Annotated in this window: 26 protein-coding genes and 1 tRNA gene; 19 read left to right on the top strand and 8 right to left on the bottom strand. The window is 47.9% G+C overall.

What is annotated here, in order from left to right:
* The first annotated feature begins 28 nt into the window (after positions 1-28).
* Complete coding sequence (locus B3F51_RS11940; RefSeq protein ID WP_148636286.1) at positions 29-751, top strand: gamma-glutamyl-gamma-aminobutyrate hydrolase family protein; 723 nt, start codon at positions 29-31, stop codon at positions 749-751.
* Between the two features lie 62 nt (positions 752-813).
* Here the strand turns inward: B3F51_RS11940 and B3F51_RS11935 are convergent, their stop codons facing one another.
* Genes B3F51_RS11935 through B3F51_RS11910 form a run of 6 tightly spaced genes read right to left on the bottom strand, consistent with a single transcriptional unit; the run spans position 814 to position 5,384 of the window.
* Positions 814-1,896, bottom strand: a complete 1,083-nt coding sequence (locus tag B3F51_RS11935) for an ABC transporter substrate-binding protein (protein ID WP_286947288.1) — start codon at positions 1,894-1,896, stop codon at positions 814-816.
* Positions 1,897-1,931: 35 nt separating this feature from the next.
* A complete protein-coding gene (locus B3F51_RS11930; RefSeq protein ID WP_207648663.1) occupies positions 1,932-2,735 on the bottom strand; it encodes an ABC transporter ATP-binding protein in 804 nt (267 codons plus the stop codon).
* A gap of 5 nt (positions 2,736-2,740) precedes the next feature.
* Positions 2,741-3,754 carry a FecCD family ABC transporter permease gene (locus B3F51_RS11925; RefSeq protein ID WP_286947286.1) on the bottom strand — a complete coding sequence of 338 codons (1,014 nt, stop codon included), beginning with the start codon at positions 3,752-3,754 and terminating at the stop codon, positions 2,741-2,743.
* Positions 3,755-4,438: an Ig-like domain-containing protein gene (locus tag B3F51_RS11920; RefSeq protein ID WP_286947284.1), complete on the bottom strand. Its 684-nt coding sequence runs from the start codon at positions 4,436-4,438 to the stop codon at positions 3,755-3,757.
* Positions 4,439-4,447: 9 nt separating this feature from the next.
* On the bottom strand, positions 4,448-4,639 hold the full coding sequence (locus B3F51_RS11915) for a hypothetical protein (RefSeq protein ID WP_148636290.1): 192 nt from the start codon (positions 4,637-4,639) through the stop codon (positions 4,448-4,450).
* Positions 4,632-5,384 (bottom strand): hypothetical protein, encoded by a 753-nt coding sequence (locus B3F51_RS11910; protein WP_286806834.1) that lies wholly within the window; start codon positions 5,382-5,384, stop codon positions 4,632-4,634. The genes B3F51_RS11915 and B3F51_RS11910 overlap by 8 nt, the downstream gene beginning before the upstream one ends.
* A gap of 123 nt (positions 5,385-5,507) precedes the next feature.
* Here B3F51_RS11910 and B3F51_RS11905 point away from each other — a divergent pair, with 123 nt between their 5' ends.
* The 9 genes from B3F51_RS11905 (at position 5,508) to B3F51_RS11865 (ending at position 13,340) form a co-directional block, all read left to right on the top strand.
* Positions 5,508-6,374, top strand: a complete 867-nt coding sequence (locus B3F51_RS11905; RefSeq protein ID WP_228883012.1) for a hypothetical protein — start codon at positions 5,508-5,510, stop codon at positions 6,372-6,374.
* A gap of 99 nt (positions 6,375-6,473) precedes the next feature.
* Positions 6,474-6,550: transfer RNA gene (locus tag B3F51_RS11900), tRNA-Arg, on the top strand.
* 633 nt (positions 6,551-7,183) lie between these two features.
* Positions 7,184-7,381: a hypothetical protein gene (locus B3F51_RS11895; protein WP_207707138.1), complete on the top strand. Its 198-nt coding sequence runs from the start codon at positions 7,184-7,186 to the stop codon at positions 7,379-7,381.
* 177 nt (positions 7,382-7,558) lie between these two features.
* Positions 7,559-8,377: a hypothetical protein gene (locus tag B3F51_RS11890; RefSeq protein ID WP_148636293.1), complete on the top strand. Its 819-nt coding sequence runs from the start codon at positions 7,559-7,561 to the stop codon at positions 8,375-8,377.
* Between the two features lie 142 nt (positions 8,378-8,519).
* The gene (locus B3F51_RS11885; RefSeq protein ID WP_148636294.1) at positions 8,520-9,326 is read left to right on the top strand and encodes an MBL fold metallo-hydrolase; all 807 of its coding nucleotides are present in this window, start codon (positions 8,520-8,522) and stop codon (positions 9,324-9,326) included.
* 207 nt (positions 9,327-9,533) lie between these two features.
* On the top strand, positions 9,534-10,154 hold the full coding sequence (locus tag B3F51_RS11880; protein ID WP_286947279.1) for an HD-GYP domain-containing protein: 621 nt from the start codon (positions 9,534-9,536) through the stop codon (positions 10,152-10,154).
* A 279-nt stretch (positions 10,155-10,433) separates the two neighbouring features.
* Positions 10,434-11,441 (top strand): uroporphyrinogen decarboxylase family protein, encoded by a 1,008-nt coding sequence (locus B3F51_RS11875; RefSeq protein ID WP_070372364.1) that lies wholly within the window; start codon positions 10,434-10,436, stop codon positions 11,439-11,441.
* Positions 11,442-11,591: 150 nt separating this feature from the next.
* Positions 11,592-12,392: an epoxyqueuosine reductase gene (locus B3F51_RS11870; RefSeq protein ID WP_243134705.1), complete on the top strand. Its 801-nt coding sequence runs from the start codon at positions 11,592-11,594 to the stop codon at positions 12,390-12,392.
* A gap of 18 nt (positions 12,393-12,410) precedes the next feature.
* Positions 12,411-13,340 (top strand): DUF1848 domain-containing protein, encoded by a 930-nt coding sequence (locus B3F51_RS11865; RefSeq protein ID WP_286947277.1) that lies wholly within the window; start codon positions 12,411-12,413, stop codon positions 13,338-13,340.
* 273 nt (positions 13,341-13,613) lie between these two features.
* Here the strand turns inward: B3F51_RS11865 and B3F51_RS11860 are convergent, their stop codons facing one another.
* Positions 13,614-14,933, bottom strand: a complete 1,320-nt coding sequence (locus B3F51_RS11860) for a hypothetical protein (protein WP_070372362.1) — start codon at positions 14,931-14,933, stop codon at positions 13,614-13,616.
* 296 nt (positions 14,934-15,229) lie between these two features.
* Between B3F51_RS11860 and B3F51_RS11855 the strand changes: the two genes are divergently transcribed.
* The 9 genes from B3F51_RS11855 to B3F51_RS11815 all read left to right on the top strand — a co-directional run bounded on the left by B3F51_RS11855 (position 15,230) and on the right by B3F51_RS11815 (position 23,646).
* Complete coding sequence (locus B3F51_RS11855; RefSeq protein WP_148636297.1) at positions 15,230-16,495, top strand: 2-hydroxyacyl-CoA dehydratase subunit D; 1,266 nt, start codon at positions 15,230-15,232, stop codon at positions 16,493-16,495.
* Complete coding sequence (locus B3F51_RS11850; protein WP_286947275.1) at positions 16,492-17,682, top strand: 4Fe-4S binding protein; 1,191 nt, start codon at positions 16,492-16,494, stop codon at positions 17,680-17,682. The genes B3F51_RS11855 and B3F51_RS11850 overlap by 4 nt, the downstream gene beginning before the upstream one ends.
* Entirely contained in the window at positions 17,679-19,079 is a 1,401-nt protein-coding gene (locus B3F51_RS11845) for a 2-hydroxyacyl-CoA dehydratase subunit D (protein WP_228883036.1), read from the top strand. The genes B3F51_RS11850 and B3F51_RS11845 overlap by 4 nt, the downstream gene beginning before the upstream one ends.
* A 340-nt stretch (positions 19,080-19,419) precedes the next feature.
* A complete protein-coding gene (locus tag B3F51_RS11840) occupies positions 19,420-20,208 on the top strand; it encodes an acyl-CoA dehydratase activase (RefSeq protein WP_148636300.1) in 789 nt (262 codons plus the stop codon).
* Positions 20,209-20,210: 2 nt separating this feature from the next.
* Positions 20,211-20,915: a sulfite exporter TauE/SafE family protein gene (locus tag B3F51_RS11835; protein ID WP_148636301.1), complete on the top strand. Its 705-nt coding sequence runs from the start codon at positions 20,211-20,213 to the stop codon at positions 20,913-20,915.
* A 43-nt stretch (positions 20,916-20,958) separates the two neighbouring features.
* The gene (locus B3F51_RS11830) at positions 20,959-21,462 is read left to right on the top strand and encodes a hypothetical protein (RefSeq protein WP_286947273.1); all 504 of its coding nucleotides are present in this window, start codon (positions 20,959-20,961) and stop codon (positions 21,460-21,462) included.
* A gap of 368 nt (positions 21,463-21,830) precedes the next feature.
* Positions 21,831-23,084: a DNA polymerase IV gene (dinB, locus tag B3F51_RS11825; protein WP_286947270.1), complete on the top strand. Its 1,254-nt coding sequence runs from the start codon at positions 21,831-21,833 to the stop codon at positions 23,082-23,084.
* A gap of 15 nt (positions 23,085-23,099) precedes the next feature.
* On the top strand, positions 23,100-23,342 hold the full coding sequence (locus B3F51_RS11820; RefSeq protein WP_175440961.1) for a hypothetical protein: 243 nt from the start codon (positions 23,100-23,102) through the stop codon (positions 23,340-23,342).
* A 13-nt stretch (positions 23,343-23,355) separates the two neighbouring features.
* The gene (locus B3F51_RS11815) at positions 23,356-23,646 is read left to right on the top strand and encodes a nitrous oxide-stimulated promoter family protein (RefSeq protein ID WP_286947269.1); all 291 of its coding nucleotides are present in this window, start codon (positions 23,356-23,358) and stop codon (positions 23,644-23,646) included.
* 22 nt (positions 23,647-23,668) lie between these two features.
* Here B3F51_RS11815 and B3F51_RS11810 read toward each other — a convergent pair whose 3' ends face one another.
* Positions 23,669-26,041 (bottom strand): ATP-dependent DNA helicase, encoded by a 2,373-nt coding sequence (locus B3F51_RS11810; RefSeq protein WP_286947268.1) that lies wholly within the window; start codon positions 26,039-26,041, stop codon positions 23,669-23,671.
* Positions 26,042-26,156: the final 115 nt, after the last annotated feature.

Here is a 26,156-nt window from a genome sequence, read left to right as displayed (position 1 = left end):
ACCAGGCGTAAGAAGCGAGGAAACGAAAATGTGTGCACAAAAAAAACCTTTAATTGGGATTTTACCTTTATATGACAGCAATAAAAAGAGCATCTGGATGTACCCGGGATATCCCGAGGGGATAATTGCCGCCGGTGGAATCCCGGTGATTTTGTCAATTTTGAATCACGACGAGGACATTGAAGCGATTGCCGAGCGATTGGATGGCTTTGTTTTCAGCGGAGGCCAGGATGTGGATCCGCAGCACTATGGCGAAGTTTTGCTAAAATACTGCAATGAAATCTATCCACCCCGTGATCATTTGGAATTACGACTGTTACGGGCAGTGATGGATCGGGATAAGCCGGTTTTCGGGGTCTGTCGGGGACTTCAATTATTTAACGTTGCATTAGGAGGAACACTCTACCAGGATATCAATAAGCAGGTCAACCGGGAATTGCCGATTCAGCATTTTCAACAAAACAATTATGAATTTCCAGTTCATGAGGTTATGGTCAATAAAAAATCCCGGCTGTATGAAATCATAGGGATGGAAATGATCCGGGTCAATAGTATGCATCATCAGGCGATTGCCCGCTTAGCACCCCAACTGACCGCCGCGGCGTTTAGCAGGGATGGCCTGGTGGAGGCGGTGGAAATCGAGGGTCTCGCTTTCGGTCTGGCAGTACAATGGCACCCTGAGTTTTTATGGCGGGATGATGAAAATACGTTGAGAATACTGCAGGCTTTTGTTGCTGCCTGCCGAAACTAAAAAAGGAATCCCAGCTGCTTTGATGCAGCCAGGATTCCTTTTTTGATATTGGCATGACTTAGCTATTTTGCCAGTCGCATCCCTTCACCGGATAAGATCGTGGCCACATCGGCATCAGTCAGCGTAAGTTCAAACCATTGCTGATAGTGGTCTTTGACGGTCTGGGTCAGATCGACATCGGCAAACAGCTCCGGATAAAAGGTCATAGCGATAAATAACGCAGCCATATGGGGTTCCATCGAACCAGGGTGGCCCCAGCGGGTGACACCGACCGGCAGGGTGGTGACTCGTTGCTCGGCCACGGCTCTTAAGCCCGACCATTTGGGATCGCTTAGCATATAGTTGCTGGCAATGATGTCATTGGCAATGATAGCATCGGGATCCCAACTGTAGATCTGTTCCAGAGTAGTCATCGTTTTTTCGGCATCAGTGATCAGACTACCGCCCTGAGTTGAAACATTGATAATCCCGGCGGCATCAGTGATCTGGCTACAGAGATCGCCAGCCAGGTCGGTTCGGGCGGCCTCGTTGACAGCATGGTAAACCCGGGGGCGGGCAGATTCCGGCAGACTGCTGACCCGCTCGGAAATCAGCGTCAGAGTTTGCTGGAGGGCGGCATTGTAATCGGTGGCCCGCTGTTCCTGATTAAAAACGGTGCCGGTTACGGCGATGGCCTTTTGGAGATCATCCAGGCTGGCATAGTCAATGACAACCCAGGGAATTCCGGCCTTATCGAGTTTTTCGATTTCCCCGGCATTTTCGGCGGTGCTTTTGCGCAGCAGTACCAGATCGGTGTTGGTGGCCAGGAGTTCTTCAATATTGATGGCACCGTCGTTAAAGGGAACCGATACCGAACCAATATCCGGCCGTTTATAGGACATCAGTACATCCCGCTTGATGCCGTTGGGAATGCCGACGATCTTAGCTTCCTGGCCCAGCATCGTCATGATGTGAGCGGTGGAGGCGTAGAGACAGGCAACCCGCTGGGGATCTGCCGGAATTTCTACTTCCCGATTTAGACAATCGACAATTGTTTTGGTTGGTACCGTTGTGGCTTGGTTCTGGATCTGGCAGCCGGTCAGGGTGTTTAGCAGTAATCCGACGAGTAGCAGGGTGCCAAACAGAAAGTAATTTCTTTTGAGCATGGAATGATCCTTTCTAGATAAATCAGTTAAGTCAGTCAGCGGATGTTTTTTAGTGGCACAATAAATTTCCGATGAATTCCGGCCTCATCGGTGGTACCAGTGGTGGCAATGATTTTAAAGACGTCTTTGAGATTATCGCTGGTAATCACAGTCGATGGGGGGCCAATGGCTTCGATTCTACCCTCGTTCATCAACGCCACCCGGGTGGGGACCGATGCATTTTCCAGATAAAAGGCCTGGTTGAGAAAGTGGGTAGCCATGATAATGGTTAGACCCCGTTCCTTGACCAGCCAGGTAATGATTTCCATTACCATCAGCTCATGACGAAAATCGAGGTGAGCAGTGGGTTCGTCCAGCACCATGATGCGGGCGTCCTGGGTCAGGGCCCGGGCAATCAGCACCAGCTGCAGTTCGCCGCCGCTGAGTTCGGTGTAAAGCCGTTCCTCAAAACCTTTGAGACCCACTTGGTCAAGGCTTTCTCGAGCTCGTTGCCGCTGGTTACTGTCCGGTGCACCAAAGCCTCGGGTGGCGGCGGTGCGGCCCATTACCACAATGTCCAGCACTGTATAAGGAAAGGTTTTGGTGTGACTCTGGGGGACATAAGCAATATTCTGGGCAAATTCCCGAGGTTTCAACTGGGTAAGACGGGTGCCACCGACTTCAATGGTTCCTTGTTGCGGCTGATTGATCCCTAGGATACTGTCAATCAGAGTGGTTTTGCCACAACCATTAGGGCCGATCACACAGAAGACTTCTCCGGGCTGAACCACAAAGCTGATATTCTCAAAAATCAGCCGTTTGGGGGTGTAGCCAAAACTCAGGTTGTTTAAACGCAACACGATTCTTACCAGCTCCTTCCTTTGGTTTTTTTTAGCAGATAAATAAAAAAGGGACCGCCAATCAGAGCAGTGACAATTCCCAGCGGGATTTCGCCGCCGGTTAAGCTGCGGCAGAGAGTGTCGCAGAAAATAACAAAACAGGCTCCCAGCGACATGCTAGCCGGTACAAGCCACTTGTTGTCATTGCCCACCAGCATCCGACCTACATGGGGAATAATTAGCCCGATCCAGCCGACGATGCCGCTGACGCAGACGGCTCCGGCGGTGGCCAGGGTGGCAAAGGCGATAATAGCAGCTTTATTGGCTGGCACATTGATCCCCAGGGTACGAGCTTCACGATCACCCATTGACAGGACATTGAGGCGGTAGCGTAAGATCAGCATGCCAGCCATCCCCAGAGCCATTGGGAAGAGGGCCAGGAAGACATCGACAGTTTTAGTGGAGGCCAGACTGCCCATCAACCAGAAGGTGATCGCTGGCAGTTGGGTAGCGGTATCGGCCAGGTATTTGAGCAGTGAGATCAGCGCCGAAAAAATCGATTGAATAATGGTGCCACCCAGTACTAGGGTGATGGTAGTGGAAGTGTTGTCGATTTTCCCGGCAAAGTAGCTGAGAATTACCGCCAGAATTCCAAAGCCGAAGGCAAACAAGGGTGTTAAAAAAATCGAGTTGAACAGCACAATCGCCAAAGCAGCTCCGAAGCCAGCCCCGGCCGAAACCCCGAGAATACCACTGGAAACCAGAGGATTGCGAAAGAGGCTCTGAAAGGCGGCCCCGCTGGCGCCCAGAGCCGCCCCCACCATGGCACCCTGAAAGGCCCGAGGCAAACGAATCTGTAGAATCACCGTAGCAGTTTCAGCGCTGACACCACGACGGGTGCCGGTGAGCCCCTGCCACAGGGTTGTCAGGACATCGTTTAAAGATACATAGTAACGGCCGATGCAAAGGGTGCCAAAGAAAAAGAACAGTGGTAGGAGAATCAGGATGATGGTGACAAGTGTTTTTTTTTGCGGTGACATTTAGGCTTTTTTACGTCGGACGATGACGATTCCCACGACAATTGCAATCGCCATCAGACCAATGATGATCCCGGTGGTATTTAGACCGGAACCGCTATTTGCTGTTTCAGAAGTAGCTTGGTTGGCAGCTTCGTTTGTTCCGGCGGTGGTAAAGGTTAAAGTGATGGGAGCTGTCAGAACATCGCCGCTTTTGGAACTTAGGGTGGTGTCAACCTTGATAGTATAAACGGTGCCCTCTTTAAGCGGTTCGCTGGGAACGATGTTGATGAAGTTTCTAAGATCCGGTTCCAATTGGTCATCGGCCATGGTGATTTCGGCTGCCACCGGCTGATCTCCGGCCCAGAGGCTGACAGCTTTGAGGTTGGCATCCCGGACGGTGGCATAGGCGACGTTTTTACTGAATTCCAGTTTGATCGGTGTATCAATAGCAATTTCGGTGGATTTGTCAGCCGGGGTGACAGTGACGATAGTCAGCGGTTCGGTACTACCACCGCCAGTGCCGTCGCCGCTGCCTGGTGCCGTGGTGGTTTCACTTGCAGACCCGCTGCCACCACCGGAACCATCGCCACTGCCACCACCGGAGCCATTACCGCCAGCTGCCATAACGCTGCCGCAGCATCCAAAGGCCAACAGGCCGATTAACAATAAGGATAGGACTGTTTTTGTAAAGTTTTTTGGTTTCATGTTTTCCTCCTAAAAATAAAATAAAGATTTCATACAACGGATTCCCGCTCCGACAAAGCGCCGATAGCGGCAATTATAACAGGAAATGGTTTCCTCGGCCAACCATTCTTCTTCCACATCGGGCTTAAATTCAGGGCAGTTTATTGCCAAGGTTTGTGCCTGTTTCCAGGCTTCCATCGGAAGTTGATGTTGATCAGACATAGAAGTGCTCTCCCAGTTGGCGGATTTCGGCTTTGGGTATTGTAACGTACTGATTATTTTTGTCCTGACGGACAAAAAGTACATAATGGTGGCGGTAAAGTACTGTTTTGGAGCGATTGCCCAGGCGGATTAGGGTCGTATCGGCCAGTGGTTCCTTACTGGTCAGATCGAGAACCTGTTCGACTTCGGGGAGGTTTTTGAGATCCGCAACTGTGTAGCTTTGGTTGATTACGGCATTTTTGAGAGCTCCTTTGATTTCTCCGTCACAGCCGAATAATCGCAATCCAACTCCGGCCAGGGCGCCGATAATACCCTGGCCGGTACCGCCGTGTTCGGACAGATGGAGCTGGTGGTTACGGGCACAGGCCATTGCGTCATCTTTAGTCAGAATTGTCTGCTTGGCCTGGATACCAAACTCCATCAATTCGTCATAATGACAGCTGTCGTCATAAGCTAGCACGCATAGACCAGGGTCGGAACCCACTGCAGCAACGGTATCGAGATGTTTGGCAGCCAGATCGATGATGGTGGCTAGAGCGTCATCTGGGGCTTCGCCGTAAAAACACATCGAGCTGTTATGGGAGGTGTAGGGTATATCCTCATGTATATAAAGCTGGTGTCGGGTCACCAGGGAACAGGGCCCATAGCCCTGGCGGATAATTTTTTCCTGAATCTGCTCGGCGATGGTTCCGGTACCGATGGAATCGAGGTTGTCGGTGTCGTCAATACAAAGGTAAAATTTCATGGCGGAAAACTCCTTAGTTTAATTTGCTGAATATAGTCATTATAAGTGAAGTGATTATAATTGTAAACCGCCTGATAATGATGGTATAATAATACAATCATTATGAAACTGGAAGAAAATGCGATGACAAAAACGAAAATTGATAAAATAACGTGGTTACTTGAGCATCTCCAGGATTTTTGGGAAGAAGCCAGAGAAAATAAAATCAAGGCTTTTGTTTATATTTCGCTGCGGATTTTGGTGGTGATGGTCTTAATCGCTGAGATTTTCAATCGCAATTATAACAATGTCTTTCTTTGTGTACTGACGCTGATTCTCTTTATGATTCCCAACTTTCTCAACAAGCGACTCAATATTGTGCTGCCCGGAACCTTAGAGATTATTGTACTGTTATTTATTTTTGGGGCCGAGATTCTTGGGGAAATCAATGAGTATTATTTGATCTTTGATCGCTGGGACGATATGCTTCACACAATCAACGGCTTTCTTTGTGCAGCCATCGGTTTTTCAATGATTGACATCCTTAACCGTAACGAAAAAGTAACTTTTTCGCTATCACCGGCTTTTGTGGCCCTAGTAGCCTTTTGTTTTTCGATGACAGTGGGTGTAGTCTGGGAGTTTTTTGAATTTGGAATGGATCTGTTTTTTCAAACTGACATGCAGAAGGATAAGGTCTTGACGGTGATCAGTTCAGTGTTTTTTAATCCTGAAGGAAAGAATGTGGCAGTGGTGATGCCGATCGAGAGCATGGTTGTCAATGGGATACCTTGGCATTATGGAGGCTATATCGATATTGGCTTGTATGATACCATGAACGACTTGTTTGTCAATTTTATCGGAGCGATGACCTTTTCAATCATCGGGTATTTTTATATTAAAAACCGCAGCAAAGGGAAGTTTGCCAAGCGGTTTATGCCTCGCCGAAAAACTGAAGCGGAGATTTTAGAAGAACGGGAACACTACGAAAATAAGCATCACCACGATTCGTGAAAAAAATATACAATTTTATAAAAAAAGACTTTTATTCTTGATTTGAATGTGCTATAATAACTTTCGTGGCCAACGGAAGTATCCTAGGTCACGATATGCGTGCCCTTGGCTCAGCTGGATAGAGCGTTCGGCTACGAACCGGAAGGTCGGGGGTTCGAATCCCTCAGGGCACGCCATAAATCGCAGTATAATCCCATTCGCAAGTTTCTTGTGGATGGGATTTTTTCATAATTAACCAAAAATTAACCAATAGAGATGACACTTGTTCTTTCCTCCATTTCATAGAGTGAGTCAATGAGAGATGCGGTTTTTGTTTTTCTTAGAAATAATATCTTTTACACAGCTGTGATTTTTATTGATCCGGATGGTTAAGCCCAGGTTAAAGCAAATAATTCGCCCTGTCGCATTCCAGTATCTAGGGCGGTATTAAAGAGCGTTGAATCATTGAAATTTTTCGCAAGCTGAATATTTCTTTTCAATAACAAAGGGGTGTGTAGTAGTCACTTGATTGCTGCACACCCTTTTTGTTGTGCTTAAAATTTGATTTAAGAAGGATCAGACAGCTAAATAATGAGGGTGGGGACAACGTTAGACCACCGAAAACAAAAGCGTGGTGTGGTAGAGCCTAAATAATAAATCTATTCGGCTTTTTAATGTGCTGCTGCATTAAAATGTCGTCATTGGGGATGAGAATGTAAACCCAAGTAAAATAATCACGGTTCGGGGAAAACTTCGGGAGAGATTTTGGATTCGTTAAGGTGTTTATCACCTTTGTAGTTTGGACGAAGGATGATGAGAATCCAGTGGTCATGAAAAAACAACCTATCCAGCAGACTTTTTTAATAAATGATGTAGAAATGACAAGCTTTATGCTTTTTGCATTCAGGATTTTAGTAATTGAAAAAGAAAATAAAAGTGTTTTGATCGCAATCACAAACTTTTCAACATGGGTAGATATGGTAAATCTGTTTCCTCGGGAAACAGAAAACAATCAAGGAGGTTATTGATAAGAAAAATGAATCGCTGTGTTTAGACGTGTCAAAAAGGGGTTATTAGTAAGAATAACAGTCACAAAGGAGGTATATCAGTAAGAAAAGTGATGAAAATGATATGTTTCGACATTTGGATATAGTCACGAATCGGGTTTAGGATGATAAAACAAGAATTTGAGAGGTGAACTACAAATGAATTCTGTATTTGAAAGTTATGCCAATGTTGTTAAAAATGAGTGGGGTTATTATCCGGTATTTCCTCCGGGATATCCACTAGCACTGGGTGATTTTGGATCGGTTGATGATGGGATATTCACTCGAAAAGGTAATGTAAAAGATTTTGGCATCACAGCAAAGAAATTAAAGGGAGAAACATCTGATAATAAAATTGATTTTAGCAAAGGTGTTGATTTCAATGTGTCATTAGCTCCCAGCGTCACGGTACCAGATATGTTTGAAGCAAGTTTGAAAATTGCGTTTGGTGATTCGTCTAAAGTATTTTTTTCATTTAACAATTGTCGGACTACATTAACCGATAATTATCAAGAATTGAAAAACAAAATCATTGAACTCTATAATAAAGATATCTGGAAAAAAGATTATTATGTCATTACTGAGTTAATAGAAGCAGATCGATCCACTGTTATTTTAGCTGATAGCAGTGAAGCAGAGATCGATTTTGGAGTTGCCGTACCAATTGGTGCTAATATACCAATCCCACAGCTTAAAATGGATTTTCTCGATGGAAAGCTCGACATCAGTGAATCATTCAGTTCTAAAATAACAACAAAAATTATTGCGAAGTCCGGACTTAAACCACTAATCAAATTGTCGCAATTAAAAGTAAAATTAAGTGGTGAAGCGGAACTGGATTCATCTATCTACAAGGGAATCGTAGATGAGGTCAGTGACAAGTTTGGCAGAGATCTCCAATTATCAGTTGAAACGGATAAGTTAGAATTGAATAAAGAGATCCTAACATTTGAAGAAGTCGATGTGAAAGAGATTTAACGTAACGATTAAGAACTGAGAAGTTTGCGCCTTTTTTATTCGGCCATGAGTTGCACCCTTGATTGATCTTTGCAGTTGATCGTGGTATAGTGAATCCTGTGGCGTAGTGGCTAATGAACACTGTCAAAAAGGGAGGAACAACGTGAACGAACGCTTAATTATTCTCGGGACCGGCAATGCGGCGGTGACCCGGTGCTATAATACCTGCTTTGCAATCGAAAAGGGCGAGGACTATTTTTTGGTCGATGCTGGTGGCGGTAACGGCATATTGACCCAACTGGAGCGGGCCAATATCAGCCTGACCCAGATCCATGAGGTCTTTATCAGTCATGGCCACACTGATCATCTATTAGGGCTGATCTGGCTGATCCGGATGATCATTGCTGAGATCCGCAGTGGTCGCTATCAGGGCCAGATGACGATTTACTGTCATGCCGAGTTGAAGAAAACGGCGCTGACGATCGTCAGACTGACGCTGCCGGAGAAATTTGTCAAGCTGATTGGTGATCGGGTCGTATTTAAAGTGGTCAAGGACAAACAGACGAAGAAAATTCTCGGCAACACGGTAACTTTTTTTGATATCCAGTCCGACAAAGCCAAGCAATTCGGTTTTGCGATGACGCTGTCGTCGGGGCGACGGCTGACCTTTCTGGGTGACGAACCCTATCATGAACACGAGTACCCGTACGCCTTTGGGACTGACTGGTTGCTCCATGAGGCCTTCTGTCTCTATGCCGAACGGGAGCGCTTCAAACCTTATGAAAAGGCCCATACTACGGTTAAGGATGCCTGCGAAATCGGAGCTCGGTTGGCCGTGGCCAACCTGCTGCTCTATCATACTGAAGACCGCAATCTGGTCCGGCGCAAAGCCTTGTACACGGCTGAGGGGGTGCCATTTTTCGGCGGTAACCTGCTGGTGCCGGATGATCTTGAGGAATTTGAACTCTAAACTTGCACTTGCCTGCGGCGGGCTGTGTCAGCAGCCCAATCAGGCGCAAATCTGACAACTGCAAAAAGCGGGTATGACTTATATCAAATTCGATGAACCTGGTTTCGGCCCACTTTCCTGGCGCATACATGGTATGATCAGCCAGGTTAATAAAAGCTGTAGATAAAACGATCAAAGGAAAAAGTATTTAAACTAGCTGAGGAGTCGATGTACCGCAAAAAACTGCTGGAATATAAGAGCTTTCATTCCGCAGTGATGGCGTCAATTAAAACCACGTTGTTTGAAAAAAGCAACGAAACCGAAGCCCACGCCGAGCGGATGGCCGATCTGGCCAAGCAACTGGGCCGGGTGCTGGGGCTGGATCAGGAGGAGTTAGTGGCGCTGGAACTGGTGGCCACCCTTCACGATATCGGTAAAATTAGCATCGACAGCAAGCTACTTAAAAAAAATACCCCGCTGACTGAGGCAGAATGGGCCGAAATCAAAAAACATCCCGAGGTCGGCTATCGGATCGCCCAGACCGTGCCGGAACTGCGCAAGATTGCCGAATATATTCTCTGTCATCATGAGCGCTGGGATGGCAACGGCTATCCCCAGGGCCTCAAAGGCGTGGAAATCCCCTTGCTGGCACGGATTCTGGCGATTGTCGATGCCTACGATGCGATGACCCAGAACCGCTCCTACCGTCCGGCAATGGCGGAGCGGGAAGCCATTGCCGAGCTGCAACGCCATGCCGGCAGCCAGTTCGATCCGGACCTGGTGACGGTATTCATCCACGAGGTCATCGAAAAAAATAGCAACATTGTGGAAAGTAGCGCCGATGCTTAAAAAAGCCAGCTTAGGTTATTCAAGAAAGATTGAAGATTTTCTTAATTATATTTAAAATAACAGAATGCGAAGATAAGGCCTCATATCATCAGGAAACCGCTGATGATATGAGGATTTTTAGAATACCTTCAAATTGCCGATGATAACGTCGTCAAAAATAAAAATTTAACCGGTTAAGTAATGCTTGTATTCGGAAGAAACTGGTGATATAATTGATTTTACAAATATACACGCATTTAACTTGTGTATCGTTACTAATTTTTAGGAGGAAATGATTTTATGCTAACGAAACGACAGAACCTACTGGAAACGATTAAAGGTGGAAATCCTGACCGCTTTGTCAATCAATACGAGGCCTTTGTCTGTACTGATGCCATTTATGGAATGATCATGGGGGATCCGATTACGGCTCAAGGCGGTTTTCCGATGCCTGGCGGCGAACCGGTCAAAAATGCCTGGGGTATCACCTTCGCTTGGCCAGCTGGCACTCCCGGAGCCTTTCCTTTACACGATAAGGAGCACAAGGTTCTCCAGGATATCACAAAATGGCGGGATGTCGTTAAAGCGCCGAAAACCGATCTGCCAGCCGAAGCTTGGGCACCCTTTTTACCAGCCGTCGAAGCGATTGATCGCAACGAAGTGTTTGCCACGGTCTTTGTCGCTCCCGGCGTCTTTGAACAATGCCATCATTTAATGGGGATGGAAGATTGTTTGATGGGCTTCTATGAAGAACCGGAAGAAATGCATGCCCTGATCGACTACATCGTCGATTACGAACTGCGCTATGCCGCTGAACTGATCAAATATTACAAACCGGATTGTCTTTTCCATCACGACGACTGGGGTAGCTCGCTGAATTCGTTTATGGCTCCTGATATGTTTGCGGAGTTTATTGTTCCAGCTTACAAAAAAATCTACGGTTTTTATAAAGCCAACGGCGTCGAACTGGTGGTTCATCATAGCGATTCCTATGCCGCCAATCTAGTGCCCCACATGATTGAAATGGGCATTGATATCTGGCAAGGCTGTATTTCTAACAACAATGTTCCGGAACTGATTAAACAATACGGTGGCCAGATCTCCTTCATGGGCGATATTGATAACTCCCTGATTGATGATGAAAACTGGACCCAGGAAAGCGTTGGCGCCGAAGTCCGCAAGGCTGTCGCCCGTTGCGGCAAACACTATTACATTCCCTGCATCACACAGGGGGGGCCGGGCAGCGTCTATCCCGGTGTTTATGAAGCTATTACTGCAGAAATTGATCGGATCAACGCCGGTAAATAATAACCGCTGATAAAATAAAACAGCTGGAGAATTTTCTCCGGTTGTTTTATTTTTTGTCAGTTTACAAAGATAATTTTTTGTGGTGAAATAAGGGGTAGATTAAGCAGATCAGGACACAAGCGAAAATGGGGAGAAATTGAGGACTTTGAGATGATGAATAAAAAATTTGTGGCTTTGATTACCGACTACGTTAAGAACTATCAGGAAAAGAAACAGACCCGTACCACCTGGCGGGAGCCGGTGATTGGTGTGGCCGCTGCCGCTGATCCCTTATTTCCCAGACTAAAGGAGATCATCGGTCCCAACCACGCTCTGCCCGGTGAGCTTCTACCCGGGGCCAGAGCAGTGTTGGTATTCTTTCTGCCTTTTTCCAAAAGCGTTGTGGCGAGCAACATTGCTGGCGAGGAAAGCTCGCAAGAATGGGATTACGCCTGCATTGAAACCAATCAACTGATCAATGATTTAAACCGGTTTTTACACGATACCATTGTGTCAATGGGCTATCACGCCTCATTATTGCCGTCAACCTACAATTATGATGGCGAAAAATTAATCAGTGACTGGTCCCATCGCAGTGTCGCCTATATTGCCGGGATCGGAAAATTCGGTCTCCACAACATGCTGATTACAGAGCGGGGCTGCTGCGGCCGGCTGGGCAGCGTCATCACCGATCTGGAACTGACGTCGACGCTGCGAACAGCAGAAGAATTATGCCTTTATAAGATCAATGTGTCATGCCAAAAATGTCTGAAAAAATGCGTCAACCAGGCCTTTACGCTGGCCGAGGGGAAGGTGGCTTTTGACCGTTATCGCTGCAATGAACAGATCTATGATAAAATCGTGCCGGAGTATCCCATCGGCAGCGGTGATGCCTGTGGCAAATGCATGTGTGGGGTGCCCTGTTCATTGGGGATTCCTGGTAAAGCTAAAAAATCTAAAAGCGACTCATAATTTAAGAAAGGAGTTCTGATGATTCTAAACACCGGTAACCGTACTGACATCCCGGCATTCTACAGTGAATGGTTTTATAACCGCATCCGGGCCGGTTTTGTGCTGGTCCGCAATCCCTACTATCCCCAGCAGGTGATCCAGTATCGGTTGACACCGGAGGTGGTGGACTGCCTGGCCTTCTGCACCAAAAATCCTGCCCCGATGCTAAACCGATGGTCAGAAATCTCTGACTTCAAACAGTTCTGGTTTGTCACCATCACCCCCTATGGCCGGGACACCGAACCTCATGTACCAGACAAGGCGCAGGTCATTGAGGCCTTTAAGCGGTTGTCCGAGGCGGTGGGAATCGAGGCGGTGGGCTGGCGCTATGATCCGATTTTTATCTCGGAAAAATATTCGCTGGATTTCCATCGGGATAGTTTTGAGCGGATGGCCAGTAGTCTTAAAAGCTATACCGATCATTGTGTTATCAGCTTTATCGATCTCTACCAAAAGACCCGGCGTAATTTTAGGGGTGTTAGGGCGGTAACGACCGTTGAACGGGCTGCAATCGGTCAGGACTTTGCGACCATTGCCAGTCAAAACGGGATGATCCTGCGTACTTGCTGTGAAGGAGCCGATCTGGCACCCTACGGGGTGGACTGCTCGGGTTGCATGACCCGGACCGTTCTGGAACGAGCCATTGGCATCAACCTGAAGGTGCCCAAAAACCGCTACACCAGCCGGGAAGGTTGTGATTGTCTGCTGGGCAGCGATATTGGCGTTTACAATAGCTGCGGTCATGGCTGCCGCTACTGCTACGCCAATCACGATGACCAAACCGTCAAACACAACATGGCCAACCACGATCCCCAATCCCCTTTTTTAATCGGTAATGCCATGGCTGGGGATATGATTAAAGCAGCCAAACAGGTGTCTTATGTAGATGGGCAGCTGTCGTTTTTATAGAAAAATAAGAATCTCAGGTAATTGGTCAATCGCAACGGATACCTGGGATTTTTTTGTTTAAGAATAACCTGGAAGTAAGTTCGATCGTTGATTACCAAAAGGTAACTTGCTAATAGATTAGTGATTACTTTTGTTCTGAACGGAAATGATTTATAGTTTAACGGTGTTGGTAATAAAATAATTAAACAAAGGAAGGTGCTATTTAATAGTCCCTTCCTTTGTGCATTTTAATGGTTGGTGGATCGGCCTTATTTCAGCCGTCCTGTTTTTGCTTTAATTGGCGGCGTTCACATAACTGTCAAAGATCGTTTTTGACTGAGCAATGGCCTGCATATAGTTTTGTAAATGATTGAGGGGATACTGGGTATAGCTCATTTTTACATTCCCCCCGGCAGCCAGCATTTTTTGATAGGCGTTTTCGGTTACTGAAGCCGGGATTAAACCATCCTCGGATGAGGTCAGAAAGGTAACCGGCATTTGTGGTACCCAGTCATCGGTATTATTTGCGGCAATGTCTGCAGCGACTGTACCGTCTTTGGCACTGGCCAGGAAAGATGCGGTAAACATGTTGTCAGTCGCTTTGGGATAATTGGCAGCTAGGACAATCAGCGGGGTGGTGGGGTTGGAAAAGTTTTTTTCCACCCGGGTATCATAGGGTTTATTAAAAATAGTATCCATAGCGCCCCAGTCATAAATTTGCTGATAGGCATAAACTGCTTTGGCACAAACCAGGCTACCACCCGGTCGGCCGTCCATAACGACACCCCCGGGGGTGTCCAGAAAATTATTCATGGCGGCATTCATATTATAAGGCCCTTCCATAAATACGGCCGCAGTAACTGGATACTGTGGATAATCGTTTTGAATTAACTTAGCCAGGGCTGATACGGCCTGACCGCCTTCTGAATAGCCCGACAAAAAGAGTTGACCGTTGGTGGACAATTGCAGCTGATCCAGTAAATGACCGGTGGCAATCAGGATGTCCACGCCGTTGGCGGCTTCACTGTCGGCGTATAAATATTCGCTGGGATAGCTCAGGCAATTGGGTTGGCCGGTCCCGACATAATCAGAAATGGCTACCACATAGCCGTCACTGGCAAAGGCTCCGGCCAGCGTATTGGATTCTCCGGAAGCTTTTTGAATACTGATACTGGGGGCGGTACCATTGGTCATGATCGTGGCATGCTGATAAATAAGCAGCGGCATCGGTGATGACGCGTTTTTTTCGGGAATCAGAACAACCCCGGAGCAGGGGATCTTTTCACCGGCATGATTAATTGTCACATATTCAATAATATAAGCACTTACCGGGTAGTCCGGGGAGCCAAGCTGTTCCATCGACCATTGGGCTGATTCGGGAGTGGTGCTTTTTCCTAATTTTTCCAGAAAAGCGGTTGATTGCTCGGTGGAAAAGGTCTGATAAAATTCATTAAACAGGAGGTCGCCACGGTTGGCAGCGCTGACATCGTAGGCCGCTCGCGCCTCAATGGTCTTTAATGTTTTGCCAGAAAGGGTATGGAGAACAAATACCAGCAAGGAAACGACAATGAGGAGCAAAAACAATTGCAGAAAAATCTTTTTGGTGGATTTCATAACGGCCTCGTGTTGACATAAATTGATCTCAAAATTAACGATCTTGTCACTGATGTTATTTTACATTAACTTTAAACAAGAATCAATATTATATTCATTTAATTGATTGTGGCAAAGAAAAGGTTAGAGACGTAGGAATATGGATCGAAAACAGTGGTTTTGGTAAGAAAATATCGGTGAATTACTAAGGGTCTTCACCTAATCTTCAGATAAGCTTCAAACCATCCACAAACGGTTATATTACAATAGCAACATGAAATGAACATTGAAATACAAATGCCTTTGGAGGTCAGACAATGACAGTTAATTACGAAAAAAACCAACCGTTTAACAGCTATGAAAGTGAATACATGGATACTCTGAGAACCTTGTTCAATGAAAATAGCCAGATTGAGGAACTGCGCTATTTTTTAAATACGATCTATCGCTATTTTAAAGCGGACAATATAAAAAAGCGTCAGCCCCAGGTGATTGTGCTGGGCAGCAGTATTCCCGAAGAATTGATTTATGCCGCCGGGGCCAAACCCTTTTGGATCCTCGGCGGCAGTCTGGGGACGGTGGCCTGGTCTGATGATTTAGTCCCCCGGGACACCGATCCGGTCAGTCGCTCGATGCTGGGATTTCTGCTTAATGATCACTTTGATCTGGGCGCAGCCGCCCTGATCATCGTCCCGATCACCTGTGACAGCAGCCGCAAAATGGCCTATCTGCTGCGGGCGGCCGGGAAAAAAGTGGTCACCGTGGATATTCCCCCGGATAAAAGCGACCCTCTGGCCGGGCTTAAATGGCGGGATCAGATGGAGCAACTGGCCGAAAAACTGGCGGACCATACCGGTCGGCGGCTGTCGAAAAAGAATCTCGTCCAGGCCACCCAGCTGGTCGAAACGGCCCGGAAACTGATGCGCGATTTTATCCAGGTCTGTCGTCAAAAGGACGGTCTGATCTCTGGCGCCCTGCGGATGGCGGTGCTTAATTCTTATTATTACACCACCGATCTCAGAGGCTGGTGCGGCCAGTTGCGCAAACTGAATCTGGAACTGCTGGCCAACCGCCAGGTGATCTCGGCGGCCGCCAAAAGCAAGCCCAAAGTTTTACTGATAGGCTCACCGGTGGTCTTGCCCAATTATAAGATTCCCTTTCTGATTGGCGACATTGGCCTTTCAATCGGAGCCACCTTAGACAGCAGTATCCAAAAAATATACGCCAGTAGCACCCGGCACAAAGCCGATAAGCGGGATCCCTTTACCGCCATCATCGAGACCCATTACCGTTATGACTGCTCAGCCGCCTACGCTCAGAATGAGATACTCTTTCAGAGTGCCCGCTGGCATCTGGAACAAGGTGGGATTGACGGGGTAGTTTTTCATGTGTTGAAAGGTCAGATTGAATATGATTTTGAACTGGAACGCTTTGAACAGCTGTTTGGAACCGCCACGATCCCCGTTTTCCGGCTGGAAACAGACTACCAGTACCAGGATGTGGAGCAATTAAGAATTCGGATGGAAGCCTTTATGGAAATGCTGACGCATCATCGTTATCGTGAGGAAAAAAGAGCCGTATGAAAAAAATCTATCTTAAACTAAGAAAAATTTTCACGCCGACGGTGATTGTCATTTGCGGAGTGTTGATGCTGTTGTCATTGTTTGCCGGAAACCTGGTCTTTTACGCATTTGGATCTGACGACAGTGGCTATGCCATCACTCCGGTGTTAATCATTTTGCTGCTTGCCATCATCGGCATTGTGCTGTGCCTGTGGCTGCGGCGCCGGATTGTCCGCAATGATCCGGTGATGGGCCGTTTTGCCGCTGAGCGGATCAGCCTGAAGCCCGGGGGTACCGTTAAGGGTCAGCGCAAATTCGGCTTTATGACGATACGCTGGATGATCATGCTGATCAGCTTTTTCGCCCTGATCTACGGGGTCAAATGGCTGGGGCAGGGATTTGGCAATATTGAACTGCCGATTTTTGCCTGTCCCATCAATCAGGATCAGCTGATCGACAGCAGCTGTTATACCCTGGCCCACTTAAACTCCCTGGTGGGCATGAGCTGGTCGGAAATCGGCATCTTTTTGGGCTCGCTGCTGCTCTCGATCGTGGTGCTGGGCCGCTTTATCTGCGGTTTTCTGTGCCCGATGGGGCTGATTCAGGATCTCACCCATGAAACCCGGCAGGGTCTGAAAATTGAAGGCCTGTCCTTCAATGAAAAACTCTATAGCCGCTTAAAACCGATCAAATGGACGCTGCTGCTGTTATTTCTGGGGCTCAGTTTTGTCGGCGGCAACTTCTGTAATATCTGCCCGGCCATCACCGTTTCACCGGCCCTGGCGGGATTTAAGGTGTCACTGTTTTTAAGCGGCTTCGCGATGATTGTGGTGATCATTGGCAGCTTTTTCAAGCGCCGCTTCTTCTGCAACATCTGTCCGTTGGGCTACCTGATCGGTCTCGGTCATCGGATCTCGTTGTTTCGCATCAAAAAAGACTGTCAGGCCTGTACCGAATGTGGAGCCTGTTACGAAGCCTGTCCGATGGGGATTAAAACCATTTATACCGAACGGGAAAAGCGTGATGTCACCACCGCCGACTGTATTATGTGCGGCGAATGTATTGACAAATGTCCGGAAAACAAGGCCTTGGCGATGAGCTTCGGCGGGCTGAGATTTTATAAAGCCTCCCGCAAGACCTTTATGTCAGGTCATAAAAAAAACGAAAAGCGTTTAAAGCGCTTGATCAGGAAAAGAGAAAAAAAATGAGTCTAATTGATAATAAAAGAAATAAGCCCGAAATGAATCACGTCATCAAAAACGTCATTGAAAACAAGTGCGACGACCATCACCGAAACCCGCCGACCACCATGGCCGAACGGCAACGCCAGCGCTTTGTCGACAAAGCCACCAAGGTGTCCGCCAAATACCTGCGGCGGCTGGCCGAATTACCCGGTGCCCCGGACGCCATGGAGCCATTTTTCAAGGTTCTGCAAGACATCTATGTGGATCTGAAAAACGTCGCAAAACCGGCCGATACCAAAATCGTCGGCACTTATTGTGTGATGGTTCCCAATGAGCTGATCTACGCTGTCGGGGCCCAGCCGGTGAAACTATGCAGTGGTAGCTATACCGCCTTTGCCATCGGCGATGACCTGGTGCCCCGGGACGCCTGTCCGCTGATCAAAGCGGTGATGGGTTTTCAGGCCATGGAAGTGATGCCCATTTATGATGATTGTGCTCTGATGGTGGTGCCGATTACCTGCGACTGCAAAAAGAAAATGGCTGGCATGTTAAAGCAGCGGGTGCCGACCTACGCCCTCCATGTGCCCACCGCCAAAAGTGAGGATCGCGATATGGAGCAGTACGTTCAGGAACTCTATCAGCTGATTCCCGAACTGGAAGCGGTCACCGGCCAGACGATTAGCTACCAAAGCCTGGCAGAGAGCATTGATGCCATGGGTTTTGCCCAGTATCAGATGTCAAAGTTTAATGAGTTTAAAAAACATGTCCCGGCCTTAATCAAAGGAACCCACGCCATGGCGCTGATGAATGCCTTTTCGTATCTGCCGGTGGCGCAGTGGAGTCAGCAGCTGTATCGCCTTAATCAGGAGTTGGCCCGGCGTAAAAAAGATAAGCACTACGTCAGCAAAGATAAACAACCCCGGATTATGATCACCGGATCACCGGTTATTTTCCCCAATATTAAAATCCCCTTGCTGATTGAAGAAACCGGGGGCATTCTGGTCGGCGACGAGACCTGTATGGGTGAGCGTTCGCTTTATGACCCCACCGTCGTGGTGGATCAGAGCTTTGATGGCTTGATGCGGTCGCTGGCCAATCGCTACACGAGACCCTGTACCTGTCCGACCTTTGTTGACAACAGCCAGCGGATTTACCGGATCAAACAGATGATTGCCGACCACCAGGTTCAGGGGGTGGTTTATCACGTCCTCCGGGGCTGTCTGGTCTATGATTTTGAATACCAGACGCTGGAAGATGAGCTGGGTAAACTGGGCATCCCGGTGATCCGGGTAGAAAGTGATTACAACGAAGAAGATATTGAACAACTGCGGATCCGGATTGAAGCCTTTATTGAGCTGATCAAATTGAAAGATCTGGAAACCCGAATTAGCAAACTGAAAAAATCAGAAATAGCAGGGTGACACTTAACTGCAGTACCGACAAATTGTCGGTACGGGGTTTATCTTATGATCAAAGTAAGCATTTGCGAAAGTGCCGTGAGCTTTGGTCCCAGTTTCGCACGAAACAATTTCTACACTGTACGGCGGACAGTTCGATGAACTGTTCGCCTACACGTTACGAAATTGTTTTCGTGAAGGCAATGAGCCAATCACAAGCTTACTTGTAGTTGGCGACTGCCCGCGAACAAGAAGAAATTCGCATAGCGATTTCTTCTTGTTGTGGAAACTGCACCCAAAGCAATCATTGTTCGATGCTATTAATTTAACAATTACCGCTAAGACTAGAAAACAGGAGAATAACATGAACAGAAATTATTATGCCGGACTTGACGGCGGCTCAACCTATACCAAGGCGGCGCTGATCTGCCAGAATCAGGTGGTGGATGCGATGGTCACCAATACTGGAATTGATAACAATGCTGCAGCCAGTGCCTTGATTGAAAAAATGTGTGTCCGCCGGGGGATTAACCGTGCTCAGGTGCGCTATACCATGGCCACCGGTTACAGCCGCAAGGTCTTTGATATTGCCGATGACGATATTTCCGAAATTACCGCCCATGCCTATGGGGTGCGCTTAACCGCACCGCCGGATTACCGACCGGGGATGATTATTGATATCGGCGGTCAGGACAGCAAAATCATTTATCTGGACTCGCATTACGCCGTTAAGAACTTTACCATGAACGATAAATGCGCCGCTGGCACCGGCAAATTTATGGAAGTCATCGCCCAGATTCTAGAGACCACCATCGATCAGGTCGGCCCGCTGTCGCTGGAAAGCAAGGCCCCCTGTGATATCAACAGCACCTGTGTGGTCTTTGCTCAGTCAGAAGTGGTGTCGCTGGTGGCCCGGAAGTATGACCGCCGGGATATTCTGGCCGGGATGCATTTATCGATGGCCAAACGGATCATTAAAATGATGAAAAAGGCCGAAAAAGGCGGAGATATCCTGATGACCGGCGGCGGTGCCCTGAATATCGGAGTCCATAAAGCCTTTGAAGAAGAAATGATGCGGGATGTCTATGTGGCCCGATACCCCCAGTTTAACGGGGCCATCGGTGCCGCCCTGATTGCCAGTGAGCGGGCCTGACCATGGGGCTGACATTACTGCTTCCGGTTTTGGCCACGGCCCTGTCGGTGGGGCTGGGCTGCGGCACCTGCTGCAGTCCGGCGGTCAGCGTCTTTTTGTCCAGCTATATCATCACCCATGCCGAGGGGCTAAAAAAATCGCTGCTGGGATTTTTTAGCTTTTTTATCGGCAAGGTCATCGCCGTGGTGGTGTTATGCGGATTGGCGGCGTTGATTGGCAGTCAGTTTATTGATGCCGCCGGTTATGTCGGTGGGATCAACCTGGGTCAGATGATGGAGCTGGCGATGATAGCCCTGGGCCTGGTGCTGATCGGAAAATGGCTGCTCGATTACAAAAACAAAGCCAACCGGGCCAGTCTCTGTTCCGGTTGCGGCGGTGAAAAAAAGGCTGATACTATCAACCGCTATGGTGTAAAAGGGCTGTTGCCGCTATTCTCCGCCGGTCTGGCCTATGGAGCCTCACCCTGTGGGCCGCTACTGATGATGATGGGAGTGGCCACCACCCTGCCGCTGGCGACGGCTGCTCTAGTTGGCGGGGTCTTTGCCGCCGCAAGTACCCTGACCCCGGTATTGCTGATGGTACTGCTATCAGGCGTGCTGTCGGGGAAAATTGCCACCGAAATTCCCCGGCAGCTGCAGTGGTTTCGTTTAGCCAGCTACGTGCTGCTGACCCTGTTTTCGGCCGGGGCCTTATTCAATTTAGTGTGAAGAAGGTTGTAAAATTAAAGAATTAAAATGAGGTGTATTAAGTATGAAAAATAAAATTATCCGCCAATGCACGGCGGCCGTCGCTGCTTTGCTGATTGTCTATGGGGTGGGGGTCAATACTTTTCACAGCTATGAGCAAGTGAAGGCTGCTCAGGCCGAAATTCCTCCGGCGATTGCCGCCAAGAATGATGCTGCCACTGGTGAAAGTGAGAGTATTGCTGCGGCGGTGACGACCGACACAGCCACTGCGACTACCACCGAAACACCCAGCACCGCTATTTCTGAACCGGCCACCACGGTGACTGAAACCGTTACTGCATCCGCTGCAGCACCGGTAGAAACTCCGGCGATTGTCGCCGCTACCCCGGCTGCGGAGGAACCGGTAGTCACCGAACCACAACCCGATGTTCCCAGCCTGAGCGAATTTTTATCCCAACTGCGCTGTGGTGGCTGCGGAAAAAACTGCTCACTGCTGAATCCCCGCTGTGGTGTCGGCAACCAGAAAGCCCAACAGGCCGAAGCCGAATATGTTGCAACCTACAATTAAAAAAGCAGGTCGCACAAGAATAGATGGAATCCGGTTTATTGTGAAATTCATAATTGTGAACACTATTTGAGTTGATGACAGTTTTTGCGACGAATGAGTCAGGCCGACAATGCTTATAAGAACAATTGTTTCGTATGAAAAAGGACGGTAGAGTCGATTGCCTGGTTAAGCTTAAAACCCCGGAAACGCAGTTATAACAGTCGTTTCGGGGGTTTTTACTGATTCGTCAAATAGACCGGATCAGCCCTGCAAACAAGCCCGAATCGCAGTAAGGTATAATTTGGCCATTGACAAAGAGTGTGGATGGGTATAAAATAACAACAGAACATATGTGCTAATTTAATTAAAACGGATTAAATGGGTGGGTCATGGAACGGATTATTTTACACTCTGATATCAACAGCTTTTATGCCAATGTGGAATGTCTCTATCATCCGGAGATTAGGGACTTTCCGGTGGCGGTCGGTGGCAATCCGGAAAAACGTCATGGGATTATTCTGGCGAAGAACCAGAAAGCAAAGGTTGCTGGGGTTAAAACCGGCGAGGCCCTGTGGCAGGCCCGGGAGAAATGTCCTGGGCTTTTGGTGATGCCCCCAAATTATCAATTGTATTTGCGTTTTTCCCGGCTGGCCCGAAAAATCTATAACCGTTATTCCGATCAGGTGGAGCCTTTTGGTCTCGATGAAGCTTGGCTTGATGTCACGGCCAGTTCCCGGATTCACGGCAGTGGCCGAACCATTGCCGAAAAAATCAGCCAGGCCATTCAGGAGGAACTGGGTATCACCGTTTCGATTGGCGTTTCCTGGAACAAAATCTTTGCCAAATTTGGTTCGGATTATCGGAAACCCGATGCCATCACGGTGATCACCCGGGATAATTTCAAAAAAATTGTCTGGTCCCAGGAAATTGGGGATCTGCTCTATGTGGGGTCAGCCACGAAAAAGAAACTGATGAAATATGGTATCTATACCATTGGACAATTGGCGCAAACATCCCCAGATTTTCTGGTGCTCCAGTTTGGTAAGATGGGGATGGTGTTGTGGCGCTTTGCCAATGGCCTTGATGACAGCCCGGTCAAAACCTTTGACGAGCATTATAACGGTAACGAACGGATTCTCAAAAGCATTGGCAACAGCATCACTACCCCCCGGGATTTAAAAGACCTGAAGGATGTCAAGCTGATCCTCTATATGCTGACTGAAAGTGTGGCGATGCGGTTGCGGGAAACCGGCTGCTATTGTTTAACAGTAGCGATTCATGTCCGTAACAAAGAACTTCACAGCTTCACCCGGCAAACAAAGCTAGCAAAACCCTCGGATCTGACCCGGGAAATAGCTGAAGCCGCCATTGCCTTGTTTGAAAAGAATTATGATTTCAGTTCGGATATTCGCTCCCTGGGGGTGCGGGTCACTGATCTGGTACCGGATTCAACCCCGATTCAGTTGGATGTTTTTGGCAATGAAGCGTTGCGGATGCGTCAGGCCCAGCTCGATGATACCGTTGATGATTTACGCAAGCGCTTTGGCAATCTGGTTCTGCGTCGGGCGGTTACCATTGGTGATTCGATGAGCGGCCTGGATCCCAAAAAAGATCATGTTATCCATCCAATTGGATACTTTTAAAGGAGAATTAAGAAAATGGCAATAAAAAAATTTGTCCAGGTGATTGCAAAGTTTGAAGAAGATGGCAGAATCATCCCCCTCCAGGTTTTGTGGGAGGACGGTCGGGTTTTTTCTATTGACCGGGTTCTGGATATGCGCCCGGGGGTCTCCCTGAAGGTGGGCGGGCAGGGTATTCGCTACACCTGCCGGATCCAGAATAAGGAAGTCTGTCTCTATTATGAAGAACCCAAATGGTTTGTCGAAAGTAAAGAAAGATAAGGAAAAAAGCCGAGTGCCAAAAATAGACCAGGAAAAACGGATCCTTGCCGTGATGCTCAAAATCTATTGCCGCAAAAAACATCGATCACACGATCTCTGTGCGGAGTGCCAGACCCTGTTAAGTTATGCCTTGAACCGATTGGATCATTGCCGCTATGGCGAAAACAAGGGTTTTTGCAATCACTGTCCAAGCCCCTGCTATAATAAAGCGAATCAGCTAAAAATTCGCAAGGTAATGGGTTTTAGCGGCCCGCGGCTGATTTTTCATCACCCCATTATGGTTATCAGACATCTGCTGTCGTAGTGCGACAGCAGATTTTTTTACGTCAGTTTTGCGGTATAGTCATGGCCCAGAAATCCTGGAGGGCTTTTTTAAGCTCGGGCTCATTCCGGATCTGGCGATGGGGAAACCACTCCTGTGGAAATAACTGACGATAGCTAGGGCTACTGAAGCGCTGATCAATCAGAACGATCACGCCTCGGTCGGTTTCGGTTCGAATCACCCGTCCGGCAGCCTGGAGAACCTTGTTCATGCCAGGATAGAGGTAGGAATATTGATAGCCGGTGTGTTTTTTTTTATTGAAATAATCCCGGATGATATCACGTTCAAAACAGATCTGGGGCAGACCGACTCCGACAATAATGGCGCCGATCAGGCCCTCGTGCTTTAAGTCCACGCCTTCGGAAAAGATCCCGCCCAGCACCGCAAAGCCCAACATCCCGGTCGGGGCAGCCCCGGGTGCCGGTCGGAACTGACCCAGGAACAGCTCCCGGTCTTCCTCGTTCATTTCCGGAGCCTGCCGGATGGTGACGACCTCCGGGTAGCTGGCGCTAAAAATTTCAAACACCGCATTCATATATTTATAAGATGGAAAATAGACGATGTAGTTGCCTGGCTGCTGATCCCGTACCGTTTTGATGCAACGGACAATGGTGGAGTAGGTTTTTTCGCGATTGCGGAAGGTGGTTGAGATGGTATCGGCAATCAGTAGTTCTCGGTTTTTAACATCGAAGGGCGATGGCAGACTAATTTTATAGCTGTCGGGGTCACCACCGAGAATTTCTGAAAAATAGTCGAGTGGTGACAGGGTGGCCGAAAAGAAGATCGCCGCCCGGCCTCGTTTGAGGGCTTCTCCCAGCAAGTGGGAAGGATCCAGACAAAAAAGTTTGATACGGGTATCGCCGTTGGCGTTTTCGACGTAGGTTAGAAAGTGGTCATCGTAAAACTCGGCGGTGCGCATAAAGGTCAGGGCGTTAAAATACAGTTCCAGTAGTTTCTCGTGACCCGGGCGGCCTTCATTGCTGACTAGCCATACTTCGGCCAGAGCAATCAACTTCATCACCAGCAGCAAGAAATCTTTGGGGGCCTCTTTTTGGCGGTGAGGTGAGTTGGTTGTAGCCAATTTTCGCAGCCCGATCATGTGAGTGTTGAGTTTTCCCAGCGCTTTGGCAAGACTGGGGTCGTTATCTTTAAACAATCGCTTTAGCTCCAGCAATGGTTTTTTATAAAGTTCGGCCGAAAACATTGAGCGGGCCCGATCGACCAGATTATGGGCTTCGTCAATCAAAAAGCTGTAGTCGCTGCCGTTATCGGAAAAAAAACGTTTGAGATAAACCCGGGGATCAAAAACATAGTTGTAATCACAGATCACGCAGTCACTAAAGAGGGTTAAATCGAGAGAAAACTCAAAAGGGCAGACCTGATGTTTGTGTGCATAGTTTTCAATGACGGGTCGGGTCAGGCGGTCTTCCTGCTTAAGGATATCCAGCAGTGCGGCATTAACACGGTCAAAATGACCCCGGGCATAAGAGCAGTGATCGGGATCACAGATGGTTTCTTCCTGAAAACAGATTTTGTCCTTGGCAGTCAGAGTGACACTTTTGAAAGCCAATCCCTGATTTGCCATTTTAGCAAAGGCTTCCTCGGCAACCTCCCGGACAATGGTTTTGGCGGTTAGATAAAAAATTTTGGCAGTATGCCCTTCAGCCATCGATTTGATGGCGGGAAACAGAGTTGACATTGTTTTGCCAATTCCGGTGGGAGCCTGGACAAAAAGTTTTTTCTGTTCGACAATGGTTTTATAAACCGCTACTGCCAGTTCCCGCTGGCCCGGGCGATAACGCTCAAAGGGAAAAGCAAGAGCCCGAATGGCGGTATTGCGGCGAGTCACCCAGTTGCTGGTCAGAGCAGCCCAGACCAGGTACTGATTGATTAAATCGTAAAAGAAAACAGTCAGTTCAGTTTGGGTAAAGATTTTTAGATACTTTTTGATTTCATCGGTATCCAGCTGAAAATAGGTCAGCTGTACGCTGATTACTGGTAGTTCATTCTGGATGGCGTAAATATAGGCATAGCATTTAGCCTGGGCCCAATGGGTTTGGCTGTAGTCTTCGTCAATCTGTTCCAACGGCCGGCTGGTTGACTTGATTTCGTCTACAATAATCTCGGACTCGCTGGTGATGATGCCATCGGCCCGGCCATCGATTCGGAAACAGAAGCCTTCATATTCGAAACGATGTTTTAGCGATACTTCAGGGGCATAGCCTTTGTCTCGATTATCTTTCTGAACCCTCTGGTGGGCCCGGGTTCCTTCCAGTGCACTGGCGTTGCTGATAAACTGAGAATCGATATTTCCGGAGCGGAGGATAAACTCCACCAGATTGCGGACGGATAGTTTTATTTCGGGTTGATTGTTCATTTTTTCACCTATGATTATTATGATGACGCTTTGATGCTCTAATTTTATGCTAAATGGTGAAGAAAGTATAGCAGATTTGCTTGCTGATCTAGGAATCAAAGCAGGAAACGACAAC

It is taken from the genome of Acetobacterium sp. UBA5834, from assembly GCF_002435675.1.
Taxonomy (GTDB): Bacteria; Bacillota; Clostridia; order Eubacteriales; family Eubacteriaceae; genus Acetobacterium; species Acetobacterium wieringae.
The sequence above is the reverse complement of the archived record's forward strand: the minus strand, read 5'-3'. Positions and strand labels throughout refer to the sequence as shown.